Source organism: Ensifer adhaerens (assembly GCF_028993555.1).
In the GTDB taxonomy this organism is placed as follows: domain Bacteria; phylum Pseudomonadota; class Alphaproteobacteria; order Rhizobiales; family Rhizobiaceae; genus Ensifer; species Ensifer adhaerens_I.
Genome location: NZ_CP118612.1, coordinates 606,558 through 623,840 on the forward strand (window position 1 = coordinate 606,558; position 17,283 = coordinate 623,840).

Consider the following 17,283-nt stretch of genomic DNA (forward strand, 5'->3'; position numbering starts at 1 on the left):
GCTCGCCTCCTCATCTGTGGGAGGCGAGCATGACATTGCACGAACCGGTCCTTAATGTCGTATCGACTGAAGAACTGCGTCGCGTTGGCGCGGAGTTGACGGTCGCCGAAACGCACGCGGCGGTCGAGACCGCGTGGCGCGACATCCGAGGCGGATCTGCAATCGGAGGCAAGGCGGTCCTATCCCTCCCCGAGGACCAGTTTTGGGCCATGCCGGAATTCGAGGCTGAACGCGAGTCTTTCGCCTCCGAGCGGCTCGGGTGGAAGCTTTCGTCGCTCTACAGCGTCAATCCCAGGTTCGGTGGCGTCAAGATCATCGGCGCCAACGCGTTCAATCGCCGGCGCGGGCTGCCGCGGTCGACCTCGACCTACCTTCTCCTCGACAAGACTACCTTGAGGCCCGTTGCTATCTTCGATGGAACCGCACTTTCTGCCGCGCGTACGGGAACCTATGCCTCGCTGGTGCTGGAAACGTTCGTCGAGACACCGATGAAGATTTCGGTCTTTCTCTTTGGTGCCGGGCCGATCGCAAGAAGTGTCATCGACTGCCTTTCGTTCACGGGTTCAGAGCGCATAGAGCGGATCCTCATCCGAAGCCGTTTTCCAGAAAGCGCAACCCGGCTGGCAGATGCGGCAGCATCGTCCACGCCGATTGCCTTGGTTCCGGTCATGGACAATGCTGCCCTTCCCGACTGTGCGCTCGTCGTAACGGCGACGAACGCCCGTGAACCGATCTTCGAAGATCATGAGCTTGCAAGGGACGCCGCGACCCTGCACCTGGGCGGCGACGAGGTTCCCGAGGCTTACTTGAAGCGTGTCCTTCGCACCGGCGCAGTCATCTGCGACGACTTGAAGACCGTCTCGCGTCGAAACTCTCAAAGCGTTTCCTTCTATTTTTCCAGGAAGGGCCTTAGCCTTGAGACGGCAGGCCCGTTGCTTGGAATTGGTGAAATGTCAGCGCCAACCGGGTGGCAGGATTCCCGTCCTGGACCTGTCTGCGTGACCTGCGTCGGGCTCCCCATGCTCGACCTCTATGTCGCTGAGGCGACCTGGGCAAAGCTCCTGAGGGCGCGAGGATAGCAAGCAGAAATCGCTGAAGGCAGGCTCGCAACAGGGAGGTCACGTTGCCGCTCATCACCGAAAATCTCGCCGAGCACATCCTGGCGACCTCACGTTGTTCGCCGAGCTGTGACGACAGAAACATGGCTCTGAAGTGCATGCTTGATCTTATCGGCGCCGCAATCGCAGGCCGGGAGATGCAAGGGCCCCTTGCGGCAAGACGCACGGCTTGCGATCTCATGGGTTCGGGCGCGAGCCCGATCTGGGCAACCGGAGAAACCGCCTCGGTCCTGGGTGCGCTCCTTGCCAATACATCGGCTGCTTCGGCGCTCGATCTCGACGACGGGCACCGCCTGGCGCGCGGGCATCCCGGCGCGGCGGTCATCCCGACTGTTCTTGCCATTCTGCCCGCCACGAATGCACGGGCCGCTGACGTGTTTTCGGCGATCTCGGTCGGCTACGATGTGGGCGTGCGCATTGCCGCGGCGCAAATGCCGGCGACGATCTCCACGCGCCAGACCGGTCGTTGGGCATCTGTTGCCGCAGCTGCGGCGGCCGCGTGCCTGTTGATGCCCCGGGAGGACCAGATTGCGCACGCGCTAGCGATCGCAGCGGTTCTTGCGCCTAACCAGCAAGCGAACGGTAGTTCGGGGTATTCGCGCCTGACCGGCAACGATGTGAAGGAAGGGATTGCCTGGAGCGCGGTTCTGGGTCTCACGGCCGTCAATCTTGCTCTCGCCGGGCATACTGGACCGGCAGACGTCTTCGATCACTTGGAATACTATGACCGGCGAACGATCCTTAAGGGACTTGGCTCGCGGTCCCATCTCGCCGGAACCTACTTCAAGCCCTACGCCTGTTGCCGTTACATCCATGCCGCTCTCGACGCGTTCCTTGATCTGGTCAGTGAGGGCAAGATTGTCGCTGAGGACATTACCGGAGTTGAAATCGAGACTTTCGGTTGGGCGCTGAGGCTCGGCAACGAGCTTCAGCCGGCGACGATCGTCGACGTGCAATATAGCCTGCCCTACTGTATCGCGGTCGCGGCGATCGAGGGACGGGACGCCCTCACGCCTGTGGCGCCTGGCCTCCTCGAGCGGCGAGATCTTACCTCCTTCGCCGGCAAGGTGAAGCTCTCTGTCAGTAGCGAGATCGATGCGTTATTCCCGGGAGAGACGCTTGCGCGGGTGACGGTATCGACCGTTTCCGGCCGCCATGTCTCTGATGTTCGCGGACCCTTCGGTGACCCGCAGCGGCCAATGTCCTTTGCCGACATCGAAGAGAAGTTCCTGCGCGTAACCAGCCAGGCTCTCAGCCCAGAACGTCAGCGCGATATCGTCGATGGAATTCTGGATATGCCGGCAGACCATGGATCCGGCTTGCTGGCTGCGCTGCGCTGAGGCACGTTGCGGCTACAGAATACGAGAATTCTCAACCACTAGACGCCCGTTCGCAATCACATGGCGAACGTGGGCGAAATTGTGAGCATCGCAGATGACGATATCTGCCCTTTTGTTCCTGTCGATGAAACCGCGATCGCCCGCCAGTTCCGGTATTGCGCTGGCGACGTTTCCGGTCGCGAGTGCGATGGCCCGTGGCGCCGGCATTTGTTTCCTGGAAATCATGCGCTGGATCGCAGAAAGGATCGTGTCCCAATCGCCGCCGGCATAGTCGGTCGACAACGTGTCGATGAGATCTGCCTCCGCCAGTGCGTCGAGGTTATCAGGACCATTGCGCCATCGGGTTGCAATGCAGTCGAGCGTCGACACATCGATCGTGACGCCTCTCTCCTTAAGCAATCGCGCTGTCGCCACGGCCTCGTCCGGCAGAAACATCGGATGGTTGGAGTGCCCGGCGATCATCCGCGCGCGCGGATACGTTTCGGCCAGCCGCACGAGGATCGAGGCAGTCGGCGCGGCGTTGTGAAAGATCGCCGCGAGCCGGAGCCGGTGCGACTGAACGGCGATTTCCTCAAGGCCCTTCATAGCGAGGTGGACCGGGGGCATGACCGTTTCGACAACGATCCGACGAAGCCCTTCGACCGTCAGATGGTTCTCCAGCGCGTAATGGTGGATTAGATCGTCGATTGCTTCGCTCGACGCTGCGCCAGAGCCGTCAAGACGTCGTCCTAGCACCGCCTCCTTGAAAAGTCTGGCGATCTTCGGATGGACCGCAACACCCGTGGCCGCTTCGATTGCTTGCGGCAGATAACGGTAGTCCTGCGCACCGCCGCCAAGCGTTTGGCCGCCGCCGGCCTCTCCCAATGCCCGTGCGCCGAGGGAGATCATATCGTCGATGGTCGCTGTCAGGTGATGATGTGCCAACCCCTTGCCATCTGAAACTTGGGCAGCAGCGATACTGCTCGGCGTATGCGCCGTCGTTACCTGAACGTCGAGCGCATGCGATGCCAGTTCACCCCTTCCGATCTCGTCCGGTGTCGCGAGCCCGCACACGTTGAGCAAGGTGGTGGTCCCGCTCATCAGATGCCGATTGCGTTGGTAGAGAATGTCCTCGGTCGAACACGGTGCCGTCCCGGATGGCATCGAAGGGCCCTCGATGCACCCATGGGCATGCCCATTTATTATGCCCGGGATGATGATCGAGCCGTTGGCATCGATGACGCGTTCACCTTCGTTGGCCGCGGGCTGATAGGTCGTCACGTCGGCGATTTTCGATCCTCGGATCCGTACACTCGCTCGCTCGAGGAAGGTAATGCCGTCGCCGGTGATCAGACTGCCGTTGACGATGAGCGTGTCCATGCGAGCCTCCTCTTGGCTATCGGCGATAAGCGGTGTGGTCCTGCCTCGGCCCCGGCAAAGCCAGGCCATAGCCGACACCTCGAACGGCGCGGATCCAGTCAATGCCCGTGAGCCGCAGGAGCGCCTTGCGAAGCCTCGCGACATGGACGTTGACCGTACGCGGGTCGACGAACACGCCGGCCGGCCATGCTCGCTCTATGAGGTCTCGGCGGGAAAACACCCGACCGCTCTCGTGGAGAAGAGTGCTGAGAAGCCGGAACTCGATGAGGCTCAGATGAAAGGGAATACCGCGCCAGTAAGCCTGATGGCTGGCGGTATCGACTGACAGCCCTCCGGACGTGACCCGAGAGGCTACAGCGAACCCGGTCGGGGCGTCCGCCAGATGATGCTTGAGCGCGTTCAGATATTGCTGGGGTTCCACCGGGCATATGAGGACTTCGTCGGCGCCGGCGCGCAAAATCGCTGGAAGCGCGCCAACGGCTTTGGCGCGCAGTAGAGCGACGACGGCTGTCCTGGTGCTCGAAATCTGCCTTTTCAGGCCCTGGCAGAAAGTTGCGGCGCCTATGTCGGGCGCATCGAGAAGCACGGCATCCACGGCCCTTCCTCCGGCGATCAGCATGACGTCTTCGAGATCTGATGACAGATCGGTGGAGTAGCCCGCGACGGTGAGGATGTGCCGATGGGTAAGACTGAACCCGGCATCACGCGAGCTGACGATTACCAAAGGCTTCGAGTTCGTGTCGGAAGGTGGCATCGGCCTGTCTTCCCGGTCACGATGCTGAAGCAACAACATAATGTTTGCACGCATAGGTTTTGATCGCAACATTGATCGAGGAATATGTCTATTAAGAATTGTTTCGGGTGGCCGGACTGCACGCCCATGAATTGATTGGCGGTTGAGATGAATGTTTGCCGCGATCGATTGGAGGCGTTTTGCAAGCCGGTCCATCATCGGCCAGCGTTCAAGGAGATGCTGGATGCCGGATGAGATCAATGCAGCACACCAGAGTTCTGACACGAGCACGTCCAAAGGGCGTTCCAAATGTCGGCCGTCACACCGTAACAATAAAGAGGTCTCTCCATCTTGCCTTGCGTGCCCCCGCTTTCACTCGGGCATATGCCCTTCGATCTCGGTCAAGGATTTGACGGCCGGTGAAGAACGACCGAAACCGCGGTCACACTGAGGTTGCCTCCCGGGACGATCGGCGCGTGAGTAAAAGAGAATCTTTTGGGATCGGGCTGCCGTCTGGCGCATTCGCGCGGCACGACCTGCCGGCGTTATAATGTTTCTGCTGAAAGAAACGCGAACCCCTTGGCGGAAAACGCGCCACGATTCGACCGAAAACGTTCCTAAGTTGGATTGCGGGGCCGCTCCGAACGCTTCGCCGACCGGTTCGAATCTTCAAGCAAGGTAATACCGTTAAGCAGCATTTCTGCGACTTGAGCGCGTCTGTTTGAGACACTAGTTCCCGAGGAGGTTGCGCGGCAATGAGTGCCGTGCCGATCCAGGGGGAACCTCGTTGCCAAGCATCGAACGGATCGCTCAGGGAGCAAAAAAGGTGGTGACCGTCATCAAAGACGAAAAACTGCGCCACCGATTTTCGGCGCTTCTCGTTACGCAGGGGTACGAAGTCCATCAGGGCAATGCCGCTACTATGCGTCGTCTTCTTACAACGCGAACCTTCGACCTTCTTGTCATCGATGCAACCGCTTCATCGAAGGAGTGTCTTACTCTTTGCCGGTCTGTTCGATCCATCAGCGACATCGCGCTTGTTCTCATCGTCGACAGCCATGACGACCGGATCGTCGCCAACGGCCTGGATGCGGGCGCCGATGCATACGTGCTCCGAAGCGGGAAAGCCTTTGATACGCTTGCGCGCCTGCGCAGTGTTCTGCGGCGCGCCGGCTCCGGCTCGCCCGATCAAGAGAATCTGCGCGCAATCCTGTTCGATGGGTGGAGAATTGATCCGCGCAAGCGCACACTGCGCGATCCCGCGGGACACTTGAGAAAACTCACGTCCGGGGAGTTCGATGTCCTCGTGGTCCTCGCGCGCAATCCCGGCAAAGCTTTGTCTCGCAGGCAACTGCTCGAGGCCACCCGGTTTGGTCTGGCCGGGCCGGCCGAGCGTAGCATTGATGTTCACATAGCCCGCCTGAGGAAGGAAATCGAGCCGGATCCGCACCATCCGATCTACGTGAAAACGGTCAGGCTCGGCGGCTACGTCTTTGCCCAGGAGGTGGAACTCGTCTGAAGGCAGGCCTTTGCGGCTGCCATCGAAATATGAAGTTTTGTTACAAGAATGTTACAAAAGGTTGCGACTGCGAGACGCCACATCTAGACCGTGCGAGTTGCCTCCATTTGCGAGAGGCTCGACCCGACCCACCAGAGCCGGAGTAGAGATCGCATGAATGAACGAAGGATTTTTGAACGCCTGATTGAACTTTGTCAGGTTCGCTCATCGCCGAGCGCGCTTACCAACGCACTCGAAGGATTGGCAAGGGCAGCCGGATTTGACTGCTACGCCTACTTTCGTGCGCATCCGAACGATTGCCGGGTGTTCAGCAACTACCCGGAGGAATGGCAGAGGGTCTATCTTGCGCGTTCCTACATGACGCTTGATCCAGTCGTCACGACCGCCAAGAGGAGCACGCAGGTGTTTTGGTGGTCGGTCGACGAGATGCGGCCACGCGTTAGCCCGGAGCTCCGGCGCTTCTACACAGAAGCCGCCGACTTCAACATCAAGTCCGGGCTTTCTGTTTCGGTGTCAGCGGGGTTCGGGCGGTTTGCCATCCTGACCTTTGCGTCCTCCAAGCTCGGCCGGCCCGAAAACTGCCTGCGCGGCGAAACGTCGGCCCTCGGCATAACGGCGGCTGCCGCCCTGCATACCAAGATGGTAGAAGTCGGCCGTCCTTCAAACGCCGTGAGCGCTCTTGGCCTCTCAGGCATTGAGCTTTCTTGCATGAGATGGTCGGCCGAAGGCAAGACGATGCGGGAAATCGCCGACATTCTCGGCATGACGTATTCGGGCGTGCGCCATCATGTCGATGGGGCGAAACTGAAACTTGGTGTCGTCAATATCAAGCAGGCGACCGCTGCGGCGACGAGACGAAGGCTGATCTGAGCGAGCCTGATGGTTCAGCGGTAGGTGCCGGGGAAGATGATGTCCTGGTCGACGAGGACGTTGAACATGTAGCCCGGGCGGATGCGAAGTGTCGGCTGCACGTCGAGGTTCTTGCCGATCGTGCGCTCAGCGACCCGGCCGAAGGTCTCTGCAAAACTGCGGCGAGCAGAATCCGAGGCTGTGTCCCGGTCGCGTTCACGGCCATCTGATGGAAGCGACATGTCGATACCAACTCCAATGAGTGCGACAAGGGCTGCGGAACCGAAAGTTCTCAATATGTGCCGGTCAACCTTGTCCTTGAAGCCGCCGTATCCTGTGGCATCTGTGCCGGCCATTCCTCCGAGCTGTAGCGTGGCTCCGTTCGGAAAAATGAGATCCGTCCAGATCGCCAGCACGCGCGATTGGCCGAAGGCAACTTCAGAGTCGTAGCGGCCGAAAAGCTTTGCGCCTTGGGGGATGAGGAGATGGCGTCCTGTGGCGCTGTCGAAGATCGGCCGGCTCACCTGCGCCGAAATGCGGCCCGGAAGATCGGAATTGATGCCGGAGATCAGCGTCGCCGGAATGACCGAGCCGCGCTTCAGTTCGAAAGGTGATTGCGCCGGCAAGACCCCGTTCGGCAGGTAGCCAAGTTCCTTGATGTCGGTATTGAAGAATGCTTGCTTTGAGGCTTGGCCATTTGGGTCGGCGCCGAACCCCTCCGCCATCGCCTTTGCGTAGAGGTCCGATCCTCGTTGCTGCGACATTGGGATCTCGGGATCGCTGATGTCACTGCCGGCATTCTTATCTCGCACGCCGGCAATCGCAACGGTAAGCGGAGAGTCGAGTGCCGCGTCCCTGGCCTGAAGGCGCGCCATGTCCTGTCTGTGGCGTTCCCGAAGAAGCTGCTCCTTGCGCTCGCGTGCGAGCTGATCCAGCCAATCGCCGTCGTTTTCCAGGTTCCGGCGATCGGCGGTCGCAGGCTCAGGCGCCGCGGCGTTCGAAGTCGTTTTCATTTCCGGCGCGGGACCGTCCGCCAGGGGACGTGTGCTCGGGTTTGCACTCACCGTGGCATCCACCGGTTCGGCGATGATACCGTCGACGATTCCACGCTTCAGGTTTTCCGCAAAGGTCGATGCAGAGCCGTCCGAGGACGCTTCGGGTCCGGTATCGGATCGGGTTCCAAGACCTCTTGAGGAAAGACCAACGACGATTGCTGCCAGGACGATGAGTGCCATTGTGCCTGCCACGAGGAGCGGAAGCCGGTTGACCCGTTTGATGTGTCTCTGGGGGCTCGAGAGCTGCAGCGATTGGACCATTGCCGCCTCCTAAAGGTCTCGCGCTACGGCAAGCGGTGTCGTTGGTTCTGCGCCTCCGGGGTTTGTCCGGTAGGCGCGCGTCAATGTCAGGTTCGGCGTGGAGATGCGGGCGAGCACGAGGTCTTCGAAAGCTGTTAGATCGTAGGCGACGGTAGTTGCCGCCTTCATTGCCTTCGCGTCGCTTGGCTGCTGGACAACCGAGTAGCCCCAAAGCGACAGTGCAGTTGCAAGCGCTGCGCGGGATTGGTCACTGCTTGCTGAAAGGTGCACTTCCGGCAGTTGCTGGTTGTCAATCGTTTCAACGAAACGGCTCGCCATGTCACCGGCAATGGCGCTTTCGGAATTTCCAGAGATCTCGCCAGGGCGCGTATCGACCGTTTGCGAAGATGGGGCGGTCTGGCAGCCGCTGACGAGTGCGGCAAGCAGAAGAGGTTTGATCGAACGGTTCATGGGCCTACCCTCCCCTCTTGATCGTGATTTTCTCCTGGCGCCAGCCGACGCCAGAGATCAGCACGGCTCGGTCTATGTCGACGTCGACGGTCATTAGGCCGTGTTTCATCCGGTAATTGACCGTCCTGTTCTGTCCGCCGGAAACGACGAATAGGACAGGCGCATCCTGGGAAGAAATCGATTTGGGGAATTGAATGTAGGTCTTCTGGCCGTCGGAATAGACGCGCGTCGGCTTCCAACGAGCGCGACCGCTGATCGTGTAGGTGAAGTTCAAAGCTTCCGCGGTGACGCCCACATTCCCGGCCTCCAGGCGGGCGTTCGCATCCGCAAGGCTTGCGGACCTGTCTTCGGGATAGGCGAACCCGACCCGTGCCATGTAAAGGGTCGGGTGAGACTTCAGCTGCAGATGATAGGTGCGTCGCGAGGTTGTTACGACCATCGAGGTGGTGATACCAGGTTCCGATGGTTTGACGACCAGGTGGATCGCCTGATCGCCGGCGGCACCTGACGTTGCGGCCTCGATCTTCCATCGCACGGTATCGCCGACGAGAACGTCCCTGACGATCTCGCCCGACTGAAGCTCGATGTCGCAAACCTGGAGCGGCGAGCAGACGACCGACGGCTGGCTTGCGCCATAAAGAAAAATGACCTTGCCGTCCGGTCCCGTGGTCGTGACGCCGGCCGCCGTGCGCCATTTCGCCGACATTGCCGCTGCCTTTGCCTCTTTTCCCGTGATTGCTTCGGCCCGAACAGGCCCGCTGAGCAGCGCCGAGCTCAAGCCCAGGGCCAGGATGGTTGCCTTGTCGAATTGCACCCGACGTCCCCCCATTTTCGTTAAAGCTGCGCCGTCCAGTCGAGATCCTTTAGGTAGAGACCGATCGGGTTGAGACGGATCACGGCCTCATCCTGGGGCGCCGTAAGCGTCACGGTCGCAATGCCACGGAACCGACGCACGGCCGTCTCCTTTCCCGCGCGGTCACGTTCGAATTCAGTCCAGTCGACCTGGAAGGTCTGGTTCGACAGCGCCACGACGTTGTTTACCTCGATCGCGACGGTCGCGCGCTGCGCCCTTCCAAACGGCGAGTTGTCGCGGAACCAGGCGTTCACCTTTCCGGTCGATGGATCGGCGCTTCTGAGATGCGCGTAGGTTCGGTCGATATACTGCTTCTGGACGACCGCGTCGGGCGTTACGGAGCGCAAGCTCGCGAAGAACCCAGCGAGCGAGGCGCGCACGACGCGCTGATCGGCATAGTCGATCTGCTCGGGGAAGCCAGCACTGACCGATGCGCCCAGTTTGTCGACCTCGACGATATAGGGGACGAGCTTCACTTTCGAACTCTGATAAAGCCCGTAGCCGAAACCGATGATCGCGACTGCCATGGCGCTCGTTCCAACGATCTGCCAAGCGATCGCTGCGCGCACATACGAGCCGTAGCGCTCGTTCCATTCCTGTCGCGCGGCAAGGTAAGGGTTGTCGGGGGCGTCTCTGGCGGCCATCGGCAGGATCCTTTTGAGCTTCAGCGGTGTTCGGATTGCTGTGGTGAACTCCGGGGCGTACCCGCAGGGCTGCCATCAAGTTTCGCGTTCGCAAGCCCCATCAAGGACGCGGCGTGAGCGCCGGGCGCACCAATCGCCTTGTCCTTTGCAGCTGAACCGGCCGCGCGTGCGCTTGCACTGGCCCCTTGCGCCATACCGCGGAGCGTCGACCCAACCATCGATGCACCGGCTGCACGGGCGGCTTGCGCTGCAGCGATGCCGGCCGCAGCACCTCCGGCGGCGAGGAACCCTGCGCCGGTCGCAAAGGAGGCCGCCTGTCCGCCATGGCGAATGGCTTCCATGCCGCCGGAGACCGACGCTCCCTGGACAACACCCTGAAGGATGTTCGGGACATAGATCGCGATGATGAAGACGACGACCGAGATACCCGCGATCGCAAGCGTCGTGACGAACTGCTGCGTGTCTGCGACCGGAGCAAGTGCCAAACCGAGCAGCACCTCCGAACCGATGCGGGCAATCATTACCAGGGCCATCAGTTTCAAGCCAACGCTGAAGGCGTAGACGAGATAGCGCACGGCGAAGTCCTTGGTGTGCGAGGATCCACCAAGTCCGAGCATGATCATTCCGGCCAGCAGGCCGACATATGCTTCGACCATGATCGCCACGAAGATTGCGGCAACGAGCGAGAAGGCGATGACGACGACGACCATGGCCAGAACGGCGGCGATTGCCAGGGCATTGTCCTCGAAAAGCCCGAACTGGACCTGCTTCGACATCTGCGAAGCGACGCGAATTCCAGCGTCGAAGATGTCGGCCGGTGAGGCCGAGCCGCCGCCGGCGCCGATCTGGAAGAGACTGTCGATAACCGCTTTCGCGAAGTCTGGCCCCTGCTCGAGCACGAACGCGAAGAACCCGACGAACATGATCCTTCGGACGAGCTCGGCAAACCAGCCGTCAAGTGATGCTGCCTGCAGCGCAAGCCAGATCGCGGCGAGCGCGACCTCGATGCCGGCGAGGATCCAAAACAGTGAACGCGCGGCCGCGATCGCGCTTGCTTCCCAACCCTTCGCAGCAGCGGCGATCTGATTTTCGAGCTCGGTCAGAGCGCTTCCGTCCTGAGCTTGAGCGTCCATCACGGATCCAAATATCAAGCAACATGGGACGAAGGCCCACCTCGCAAGCGACAAGGGGGATACGGCTCCGGTCACCAGCGAAGCTCCATCTTCTGTCCGCGCGGAGCGGTTTGAGCCGGCGCCCCAAAGAAGCGCTCGCGCCTGGCTTGAGCCAGATCCTCATCTGTCTGGTCGCTTTGGTACCAGGTTGCCATCATCGTCATCTGCTGTGAGACAAGACCTCGCAGCTTTTGCATCTGCCCGACCTGTTCGGCTGCAATCTGATGACCGACTTGCAGCGCCTTCATCTGACCGTCGGAGGTTTCCGAGAGGGTGCGAAGCGAGCGCATCGTCGTCTCCTCGCTCGAAAACTGGTCTGCTGTGAGGCTTGCAGCCTTGAGCGTGCCGGCGATCGTGCCGCGATTTGTCGCCGACCAGGCCTGGTAGCTGGACGAGAACGTTTCCCCGTCCGGCAGGTCGGTCCTGTAGTCGGCATAACTTGCAAAGCGCTGGCGAAGGACGTCGTCCGCATTGCCCATTGAAAAAGCGATGCCTTGCCCGGTGTCTACGACCTTCTGCAAGCGTTTCAGGTCCGCTTCGACCTTGCCCCATGCATGCTGAGGCAGTCGCGCGGTGTTTTGCAGCATGTTTTCGTAGATCCTCAACTGGTTCTGGATCTGCTCGGCGAGCTGGCCGATCTGCTTCACTTGGTTTTCGATCTGGATACCGGACTTTTCGAGGAGATTGATGAGCTCGGCATTGTTGGCGAGCTGTGTCCACTCCGTGGCGACGCCCGTTGCCCCGCCGGCGGCGGTCGGCGAAGCGGTCGATAATGTTGCGACGACCAGGGCGAGACGTTCAACTATCCGCAAGAAGCGTTTCCGCATCGGGAATTCCTCTCAGTTTGAGCCATTCGACCGGCCAGCTTCGGCCGTGCTCGAGATGAAGCGCGCGAATGCGCTTCAGGTCGTCCTTGCCGGCGGCGCCGACAAAGGCGAGAGCCAGAGGACCGAGTGCCATGTCGAAGAGGCGCCGCCCCTCTGGCGAGGTGACGTAGTAGTCCCGCTTCGGCGTGGACGCGGCGACGATCTCGATCTGGCGGTCGTTGAAACCCATGCGTTCATAGAATTCCCGGGCTCCGGGCTGACGGGCTGCTGCATTTGGCAGGCATATCTTCGTTGGGCAGCTTTCTCGCAGCACGTCGATAATGCCGGATCGTTCCGCATCCGAGATCGACTGGGTTGCGAGCACCACGGCACAGTTTGCCTTTCGAAGGACCTTCAGCCATTCGCGGATGCGCTCGCGAAATAGCGGATGGCCAAGCATGAGCCAGGCTTCGTCGAGGATGATGAGGCTCGGCGCACCGGTGAGCCGCTTCTCGATCCGGCGAAACAGATAGGTCAGGACCGGAACAAGGCTTCGTTCACCGAGGACCATCAGATGCTCGATCTCGAACGCCTCAAATGCGCCCAGCGACAACGTGTCGATTTCCGCGTCGATGAGAGCACCCAGGGGACCATCGATGGTGTAGTGCTGCAACGCGTCCTTGATCGCCTTGAGCTGCACGCCGCTCACGAAGTCAGATAATGAACGTCCTGACGCCGTGGCCATAAGCGTGATCTGACGCGAAATAGCGTTGCGTTCTTCGGGGCCGATCGAGGCTCCCTGCAATTCGGCGAGGGTTTCCACCCATTGGCAGGCCCACGCCCTATCCCCCTCCCCTTCCAGATCGAGGAGCGGGCAGAAGCACAGACCGGGTGCCTCTCCGTCGGCACCAATTTCATAGTGACCACCGCCGACTGCAAGCGTCAGGGGCAGCATCGAACGCCCCTTGTCGAAGATAAAAACCTGGGCGCCGACGTAACGGCGAAACTGTGCCGCGATCAAAGCAAGCAGCGTCGACTTGCCAGACCCCGTCGGCCCGAACACGAGGGTGTGGCCAATGTCGTCAACATGCAGGTTGAACCGAAAGGGTGTTGATCCGGATGCCACCTGAAGGAGCGGAGGCGAGTTCGGCGGCAGATACGGGCACGGCGCAAACGGGTTTCCGGCCCAGACCGTGTTGAGCGGGATCAGGTCGGCGAGATTGCGCGTGTTGATCAGTGGTTCTCGCACGTTGCAGTACCAATTGCCAGGCAGGCTTCCGAGATAGGCTTCCGTGGCATTGAGTGTCTCGATACGCGCGCCGAACCCTTCGACCTGCACCGCCTGACGGACCAGTTCGCACTTGTCGCGGACCTCGGGTTCGTCGGCTCCGAAAACAATGACGACTGGCGTGTAGTAGCCGTAAGCGACCAGTTCGGAAGACGCCTGGGCGATGGCGTCTTCGACCTCGGCGACCATTGCAATCGCATCCTGATCGATAGACCTGCCCTCCGTCTGGAAAAGCTGATCGAAGAAGGGACGTACTTTCTGCTGCCACTTCTTGCGGGTGCGCTCGAGTCGTTCACGTGCTTCCTGCGCATCGAGAAAGATGAAACGGGAGGACCAGCGATAGGCCATTGGAAGGCGGTCGAGGCCGTTCAGGATGCCAGGCCAGCTCTCGGACGGTAACCCATCGATGGCGACGACGCCCAGGTGGCGATTGTCGACCAGAGGCGTGAGCCCGTGCTGAAACTCGGCCGTTACCAGCCAATCCAGATAGAATGGGATATCGGGCAATCGGATTGGATGGTTTTCGCCGCTGATGCAGAAGCGGATGAACTGGAAGAGTTCGTCGAAGCGCTCCTTGCGCCCGTCGTCGGCTGGATTGAGTTCCCGTGTCGCCATGCGGCGCAGCGAGATCCAGTTGGCGAGATACTGTTCAACTTCGCGGACACGAGTTCGGAAAAGATCAAGCGCTGTGTCGGCAAAGCCTCTCTTTCGGCTTTCGGGATCCGCGTAGACGTATTTTCCGAGACCACTGCGGCGCTGTTCGATCGGGCGCTGCGTGAGAATGAGCGCATGGCGGCTCTCGAAATGCGTCCCTTCCCTTTCGAAATGCGCCCGCCGCTCGGCTTCGATCGCCCGTGTCACCGGATCAGGGAAATGGGAGCGTTCGGCCGACGGATAGGCGGTCGCCTCCACACGCACGGCCTCGACCTGGATCATCCAGCCGGAACCCAACCGCGCCAGAACGGCATTGATCTGGCGGGATATCTCGTTGCGCTCGAGGTCCGTGGCGCTTTCGCTGTCGGGACCTGCAAAATACCAGCCGGCCATCAGAGAGCCGTCCTTGAGCAGGATGATGCCGTTGTCGACCAGGCCGGCATAGGGAACCAGGTCAGCAAAGGAAGGGTCGGGTGACCTGAAGCGTCGAAGGTTGACCATGGCGCGCTTCAACCTTTGCGCCATGGCGTCGATGTCGGGCGGTAGATGCGGCGGTAGCGAATATGGCGCAAATAGACCTTGCGCATGAGCGGATCTTCCTTGGCCATATGCCTCAAGATACCCATTGCGAGGACCCAGCCGGCGAGCCCGATCAGTGCCGAATAGACGGTCAGGACGACGAAGATCAGAATGACCGTCGCAAGCCCAGTCACAAGCACGAGTTCACGGTCTGCACCGAGCAAGAGGTTGGGTCGCGAGAGCGCGCGATGGATGCGGTTTCGCTCAAGAAGGCAGACGGCCTCACGCATTGCCTGCCCATCCCTTCGTTTGGGGGTGGGAGGATTTGATAATGGTTGCGTCAGCAACAGATGCGCCGGTGGCGCCGAACAGCTGGACGATCTGGGTGGCACCCAGAAGCACGCCGGCGACAAGGACGACATAGACCAGACGGCGGGCAAAGTCGTTGAGTTCCCCGCCGAAGATCAACATGCCACCTGCAATCGCGACTGCGGCAAGCGCGATGTAACCGGCGACAGGGCCGGTAATCGACTCCTGGATGCGTTCGAGCGGACCTTCCCAAGGCAGGCCACCGCCAGAGCCTGCGAACGCCGGATCGCTGCTCAAGACCAGAGTGAGGCCGGCAAGGACTACCGTCGCCAGTTTAACGTCATGCCGCATCTCGGTTTCCTTCCCGATAAGGTTCCAATCGGTAGGCAGTGCCGTCATGACCGCCGACGCGCAGGAGTTCGCCAAGTCGACGGCCTGTCGCTGTCCGTTCAATCGAAACGACGAGATCGATTGCCTCTCCGATCACCGATTGCATCGGCTGGGGGGTAGCTTCCGCGGTCAGTTGCTCGATGCGGCGAAGTGCCGAGCGCGCCGAATTGGCGTGCACCGTCGCGATCCCCCCGGGATGCCCGGTGTTCCAGGACTTGAGCAATGAGAGCGCGGCGCCATCGCGAACTTCCCCAACGATGATGCGGTCTGGTCGCAGTCTGAGCGTACTCTTCAGCAGGCGTTGCATGTCGATTTCGTCGCTTGTACGCAGTGCCAGGGCATTGCGAGAGCCGCAGCGGATTTCGACCGTGTCCTCGAGGATGATCAGGCGGTCGTTTGAGGCGACTGCTGCAATCTCGGCGATGAGGGCGTTTGCGAGCGTCGTCTTGCCGGAGCCGGTTCCTCCCGAGACGAGGATGTTGAACCGGTTATCGACGGCGTGCCGCAGCAGACACGCCTGTTCAGCCGTCATTGAGCCATCCGACACATAATCATCGAGTGGGACGAGGCGAGACGCGCGTTTACGAATGCAAAAAACCGGGGCCTGAACGACAGGAGGCAGCAGACCCTCAAAACGATGCCCACCAATCGGCAACTCGGCGGAGATGATCGGTCGCCGCTCGTCAACGGTGGTGCCGGTCGAGTGAGCGACGCCGCCGATTGCGATTTCGGCCGCTGTTGTATCCATCTGCCCGATACGCGAGATCGTTTGGCCAAGCCGCTCGACGAAGAGGTTGCCGTCTGAGTTAAGCATGATCTCGACGACGGACGGGTCCGCGAGCGCCGAGCGGATATCTGGTCCGAGCACCTCTTCTAGCTTGCGCACCAGGCGGGAAGTTGAGTGCACGGCGGTCATATCGCTGCCGAGGGCTTGGAGCCGCGATACGCCCGGAAGTCCGATGCGTATTCCAGTGGTTTGACGCGGGCGAATATCTCGAAATTAACGTCGAGGAGACCCGCCAAAGCAATGGTTTCGCCAATCGTCTGTGGCGGACCAAAGCGGCGCAGAGGCCAGCCCGCTCGCGAAAGAATGCGTTCGACAGCGACGTCGGTGACCGTCACGACCTCGTTGTGCCCGGATGAGAGGCACCATTCGAGAATACCGGCGAACATGAAGCGAGTGACCTGATGAAGACCCGCGTTCTTGCTGCCTTCAACCGTCGTGTCGACGCAGAAACGCGAGCTTTCGACCATATGCGCATGCGGCGTGTATTCCGCACCGACCAGGAGCTCAGGAAAGATCGAGGACAACATTGTCGGGCCTGTCGCCGGCAGCATTCGAGCTGACCCAACCACTTCGTCATGCTTGGTCAGAGCAAGCACATAGGTCGGCTTCAGATCGTCGAACCTGTCGCGCTCGCGGTCCTCGTCAGTGTTGACGTCCCAGCCGAGGCGTTCACCGAAGATCTTGGCGCGCAAGGCGAACATCTGATCGAGGAAATGCCGTGTGTCCGGCAGGCCTGCATCCCTCAGAGCAATGATTTTCATCGACCATCCTTCCCGCGTTTCGGGATGGATGAGTGCGATGATTGAGGGCATCGTTTCTAGACGCAAAACTGCTGGTGAAAATTCGCCACAGCGATTTTAGGGATGCACGTCTGGCGCGATTCGGGCGGCGCGAAGTGAGTCGCTGGCGGAAAGATGCCCGAAACCCCGAGTTTGGTGCTCCAGCGCGCCGGATGGTTGGGATTCTCCAGTGCAAAAGTGCGAGTGAGTTTAGCGGGCGATTTTGCCAATTAAAGCGTTGAAAAACAACGGTAAAAATGCCTATCTGCGTCACCGTTCGGCGCCGTGCGTTAACCCTTCGTTAACTCTATATTCCTTGTCAGCGGACGTGAATCACTCCTAATATCGGTTTGACCGGGCTTCTAATTGAAAAACCGTTATTTGAGAGCTGCATTGCA

Annotated in this window: 17 protein-coding genes; 4 read left to right on the top strand and 13 right to left on the bottom strand. The window is 60.5% G+C overall.

Features of this window, described 5'->3' with window-relative positions; genetic code table 11:
• Window positions 1–29: 29 nt before the first annotated feature.
• Together PWG15_RS35790 and PWG15_RS35795 are read left to right on the top strand one after the other, a co-directional pair.
• On the top strand, window positions 30–1,079 hold the full coding sequence (locus PWG15_RS35790; RefSeq protein WP_275027624.1) for an ornithine cyclodeaminase: 1,050 nt from the start codon (window positions 30–32) through the stop codon (window positions 1,077–1,079).
• Window positions 1,080–1,123: 44 nt separating this feature from the next.
• Window positions 1,124–2,458: an MmgE/PrpD family protein gene (locus PWG15_RS35795; protein WP_275027630.1), complete on the top strand. Its 1,335-nt coding sequence runs from the start codon at window positions 1,124–1,126 to the stop codon at window positions 2,456–2,458.
• Between the two features lie 12 nt (window positions 2,459–2,470).
• Here PWG15_RS35795 and PWG15_RS35800 read toward each other — a convergent pair whose 3' ends face one another.
• On the bottom strand, window positions 2,471–3,817 hold the full coding sequence (locus PWG15_RS35800; RefSeq protein ID WP_275027631.1) for an amidohydrolase: 1,347 nt from the start codon (window positions 3,815–3,817) through the stop codon (window positions 2,471–2,473).
• A 16-nt stretch (window positions 3,818–3,833) separates the two neighbouring features.
• Window positions 3,834–4,841 (bottom strand): winged helix-turn-helix transcriptional regulator, encoded by a 1,008-nt coding sequence (locus tag PWG15_RS35805; protein WP_275028015.1) that lies wholly within the window; start codon window positions 4,839–4,841, stop codon window positions 3,834–3,836.
• Between the two features lie 496 nt (window positions 4,842–5,337).
• Here PWG15_RS35805 and PWG15_RS35810 point away from each other — a divergent pair, with 496 nt between their 5' ends.
• Together PWG15_RS35810 and PWG15_RS35815 are read left to right on the top strand one after the other, a co-directional pair.
• The gene (locus tag PWG15_RS35810; RefSeq protein WP_275027632.1) at window positions 5,338–6,069 is read left to right on the top strand and encodes a winged helix-turn-helix domain-containing protein; all 732 of its coding nucleotides are present in this window, start codon (window positions 5,338–5,340) and stop codon (window positions 6,067–6,069) included.
• Between the two features lie 153 nt (window positions 6,070–6,222).
• Window positions 6,223–6,939, top strand: a complete 717-nt coding sequence (locus PWG15_RS35815; protein ID WP_275027633.1) for an autoinducer binding domain-containing protein — start codon at window positions 6,223–6,225, stop codon at window positions 6,937–6,939.
• A gap of 14 nt (window positions 6,940–6,953) precedes the next feature.
• Here the strand turns inward: PWG15_RS35815 and trbI are convergent, their stop codons facing one another.
• Genes trbI through PWG15_RS35870 form a run of 11 tightly spaced genes read right to left on the bottom strand, consistent with a single transcriptional unit; the run spans window position 6,954 to window position 16,867 of the window.
• A complete protein-coding gene (gene trbI, locus PWG15_RS35820) occupies window positions 6,954–8,234 on the bottom strand; it encodes an IncP-type conjugal transfer protein TrbI (RefSeq protein ID WP_275027634.1) in 1,281 nt (426 codons plus the stop codon).
• Window positions 8,235–8,243: 9 nt separating this feature from the next.
• The gene (locus tag PWG15_RS35825; protein ID WP_275027635.1) at window positions 8,244–8,684 is read right to left on the bottom strand and encodes a conjugal transfer lipoprotein TrbH; all 441 of its coding nucleotides are present in this window, start codon (window positions 8,682–8,684) and stop codon (window positions 8,244–8,246) included.
• A 4-nt stretch (window positions 8,685–8,688) separates the two neighbouring features.
• Window positions 8,689–9,477 (bottom strand): P-type conjugative transfer protein TrbG, encoded by a 789-nt coding sequence (trbG, locus tag PWG15_RS35830; RefSeq protein ID WP_275028016.1) that lies wholly within the window; start codon window positions 9,475–9,477, stop codon window positions 8,689–8,691.
• Between the two features lie 41 nt (window positions 9,478–9,518).
• Window positions 9,519–10,181: a conjugal transfer protein TrbF gene (gene trbF / locus PWG15_RS35835; protein WP_275027636.1), complete on the bottom strand. Its 663-nt coding sequence runs from the start codon at window positions 10,179–10,181 to the stop codon at window positions 9,519–9,521.
• A 20-nt stretch (window positions 10,182–10,201) separates the two neighbouring features.
• Complete coding sequence (gene trbL, locus PWG15_RS35840; RefSeq protein WP_275027637.1) at window positions 10,202–11,332, bottom strand: P-type conjugative transfer protein TrbL; 1,131 nt, start codon at window positions 11,330–11,332, stop codon at window positions 10,202–10,204.
• Window positions 11,333–11,385: 53 nt separating this feature from the next.
• Window positions 11,386–12,180 (bottom strand): P-type conjugative transfer protein TrbJ, encoded by a 795-nt coding sequence (gene trbJ, locus PWG15_RS35845; protein ID WP_275027638.1) that lies wholly within the window; start codon window positions 12,178–12,180, stop codon window positions 11,386–11,388.
• A complete protein-coding gene (locus PWG15_RS35850) occupies window positions 12,152–14,602 on the bottom strand; it encodes a conjugal transfer protein TrbE (protein WP_275028018.1) in 2,451 nt (816 codons plus the stop codon). The genes trbJ and PWG15_RS35850 overlap by 29 nt, the downstream gene beginning before the upstream one ends.
• 8 nt (window positions 14,603–14,610) lie before the next feature.
• Window positions 14,611–14,910, bottom strand: coding sequence for a conjugal transfer protein TrbD (locus PWG15_RS35855; RefSeq protein WP_275027639.1), 300 nt, complete (start codon window positions 14,908–14,910; stop codon window positions 14,611–14,613).
• Window positions 14,903–15,280 (bottom strand): TrbC/VirB2 family protein, encoded by a 378-nt coding sequence (locus PWG15_RS35860; RefSeq protein WP_275027640.1) that lies wholly within the window; start codon window positions 15,278–15,280, stop codon window positions 14,903–14,905. Before PWG15_RS35860 ends, PWG15_RS35855 begins: the two co-directional genes overlap by 8 nt.
• Window positions 15,270–16,235 (bottom strand): P-type conjugative transfer ATPase TrbB, encoded by a 966-nt coding sequence (gene trbB / locus PWG15_RS35865; RefSeq protein ID WP_275027641.1) that lies wholly within the window; start codon window positions 16,233–16,235, stop codon window positions 15,270–15,272. Before trbB ends, PWG15_RS35860 begins: the two co-directional genes overlap by 11 nt.
• Window positions 16,232–16,867: an acyl-homoserine-lactone synthase gene (locus PWG15_RS35870; RefSeq protein WP_275027642.1), complete on the bottom strand. Its 636-nt coding sequence runs from the start codon at window positions 16,865–16,867 to the stop codon at window positions 16,232–16,234. Before PWG15_RS35870 ends, trbB begins: the two co-directional genes overlap by 4 nt.
• Between the last annotated feature and the right edge of the window lie 416 nt (window positions 16,868–17,283).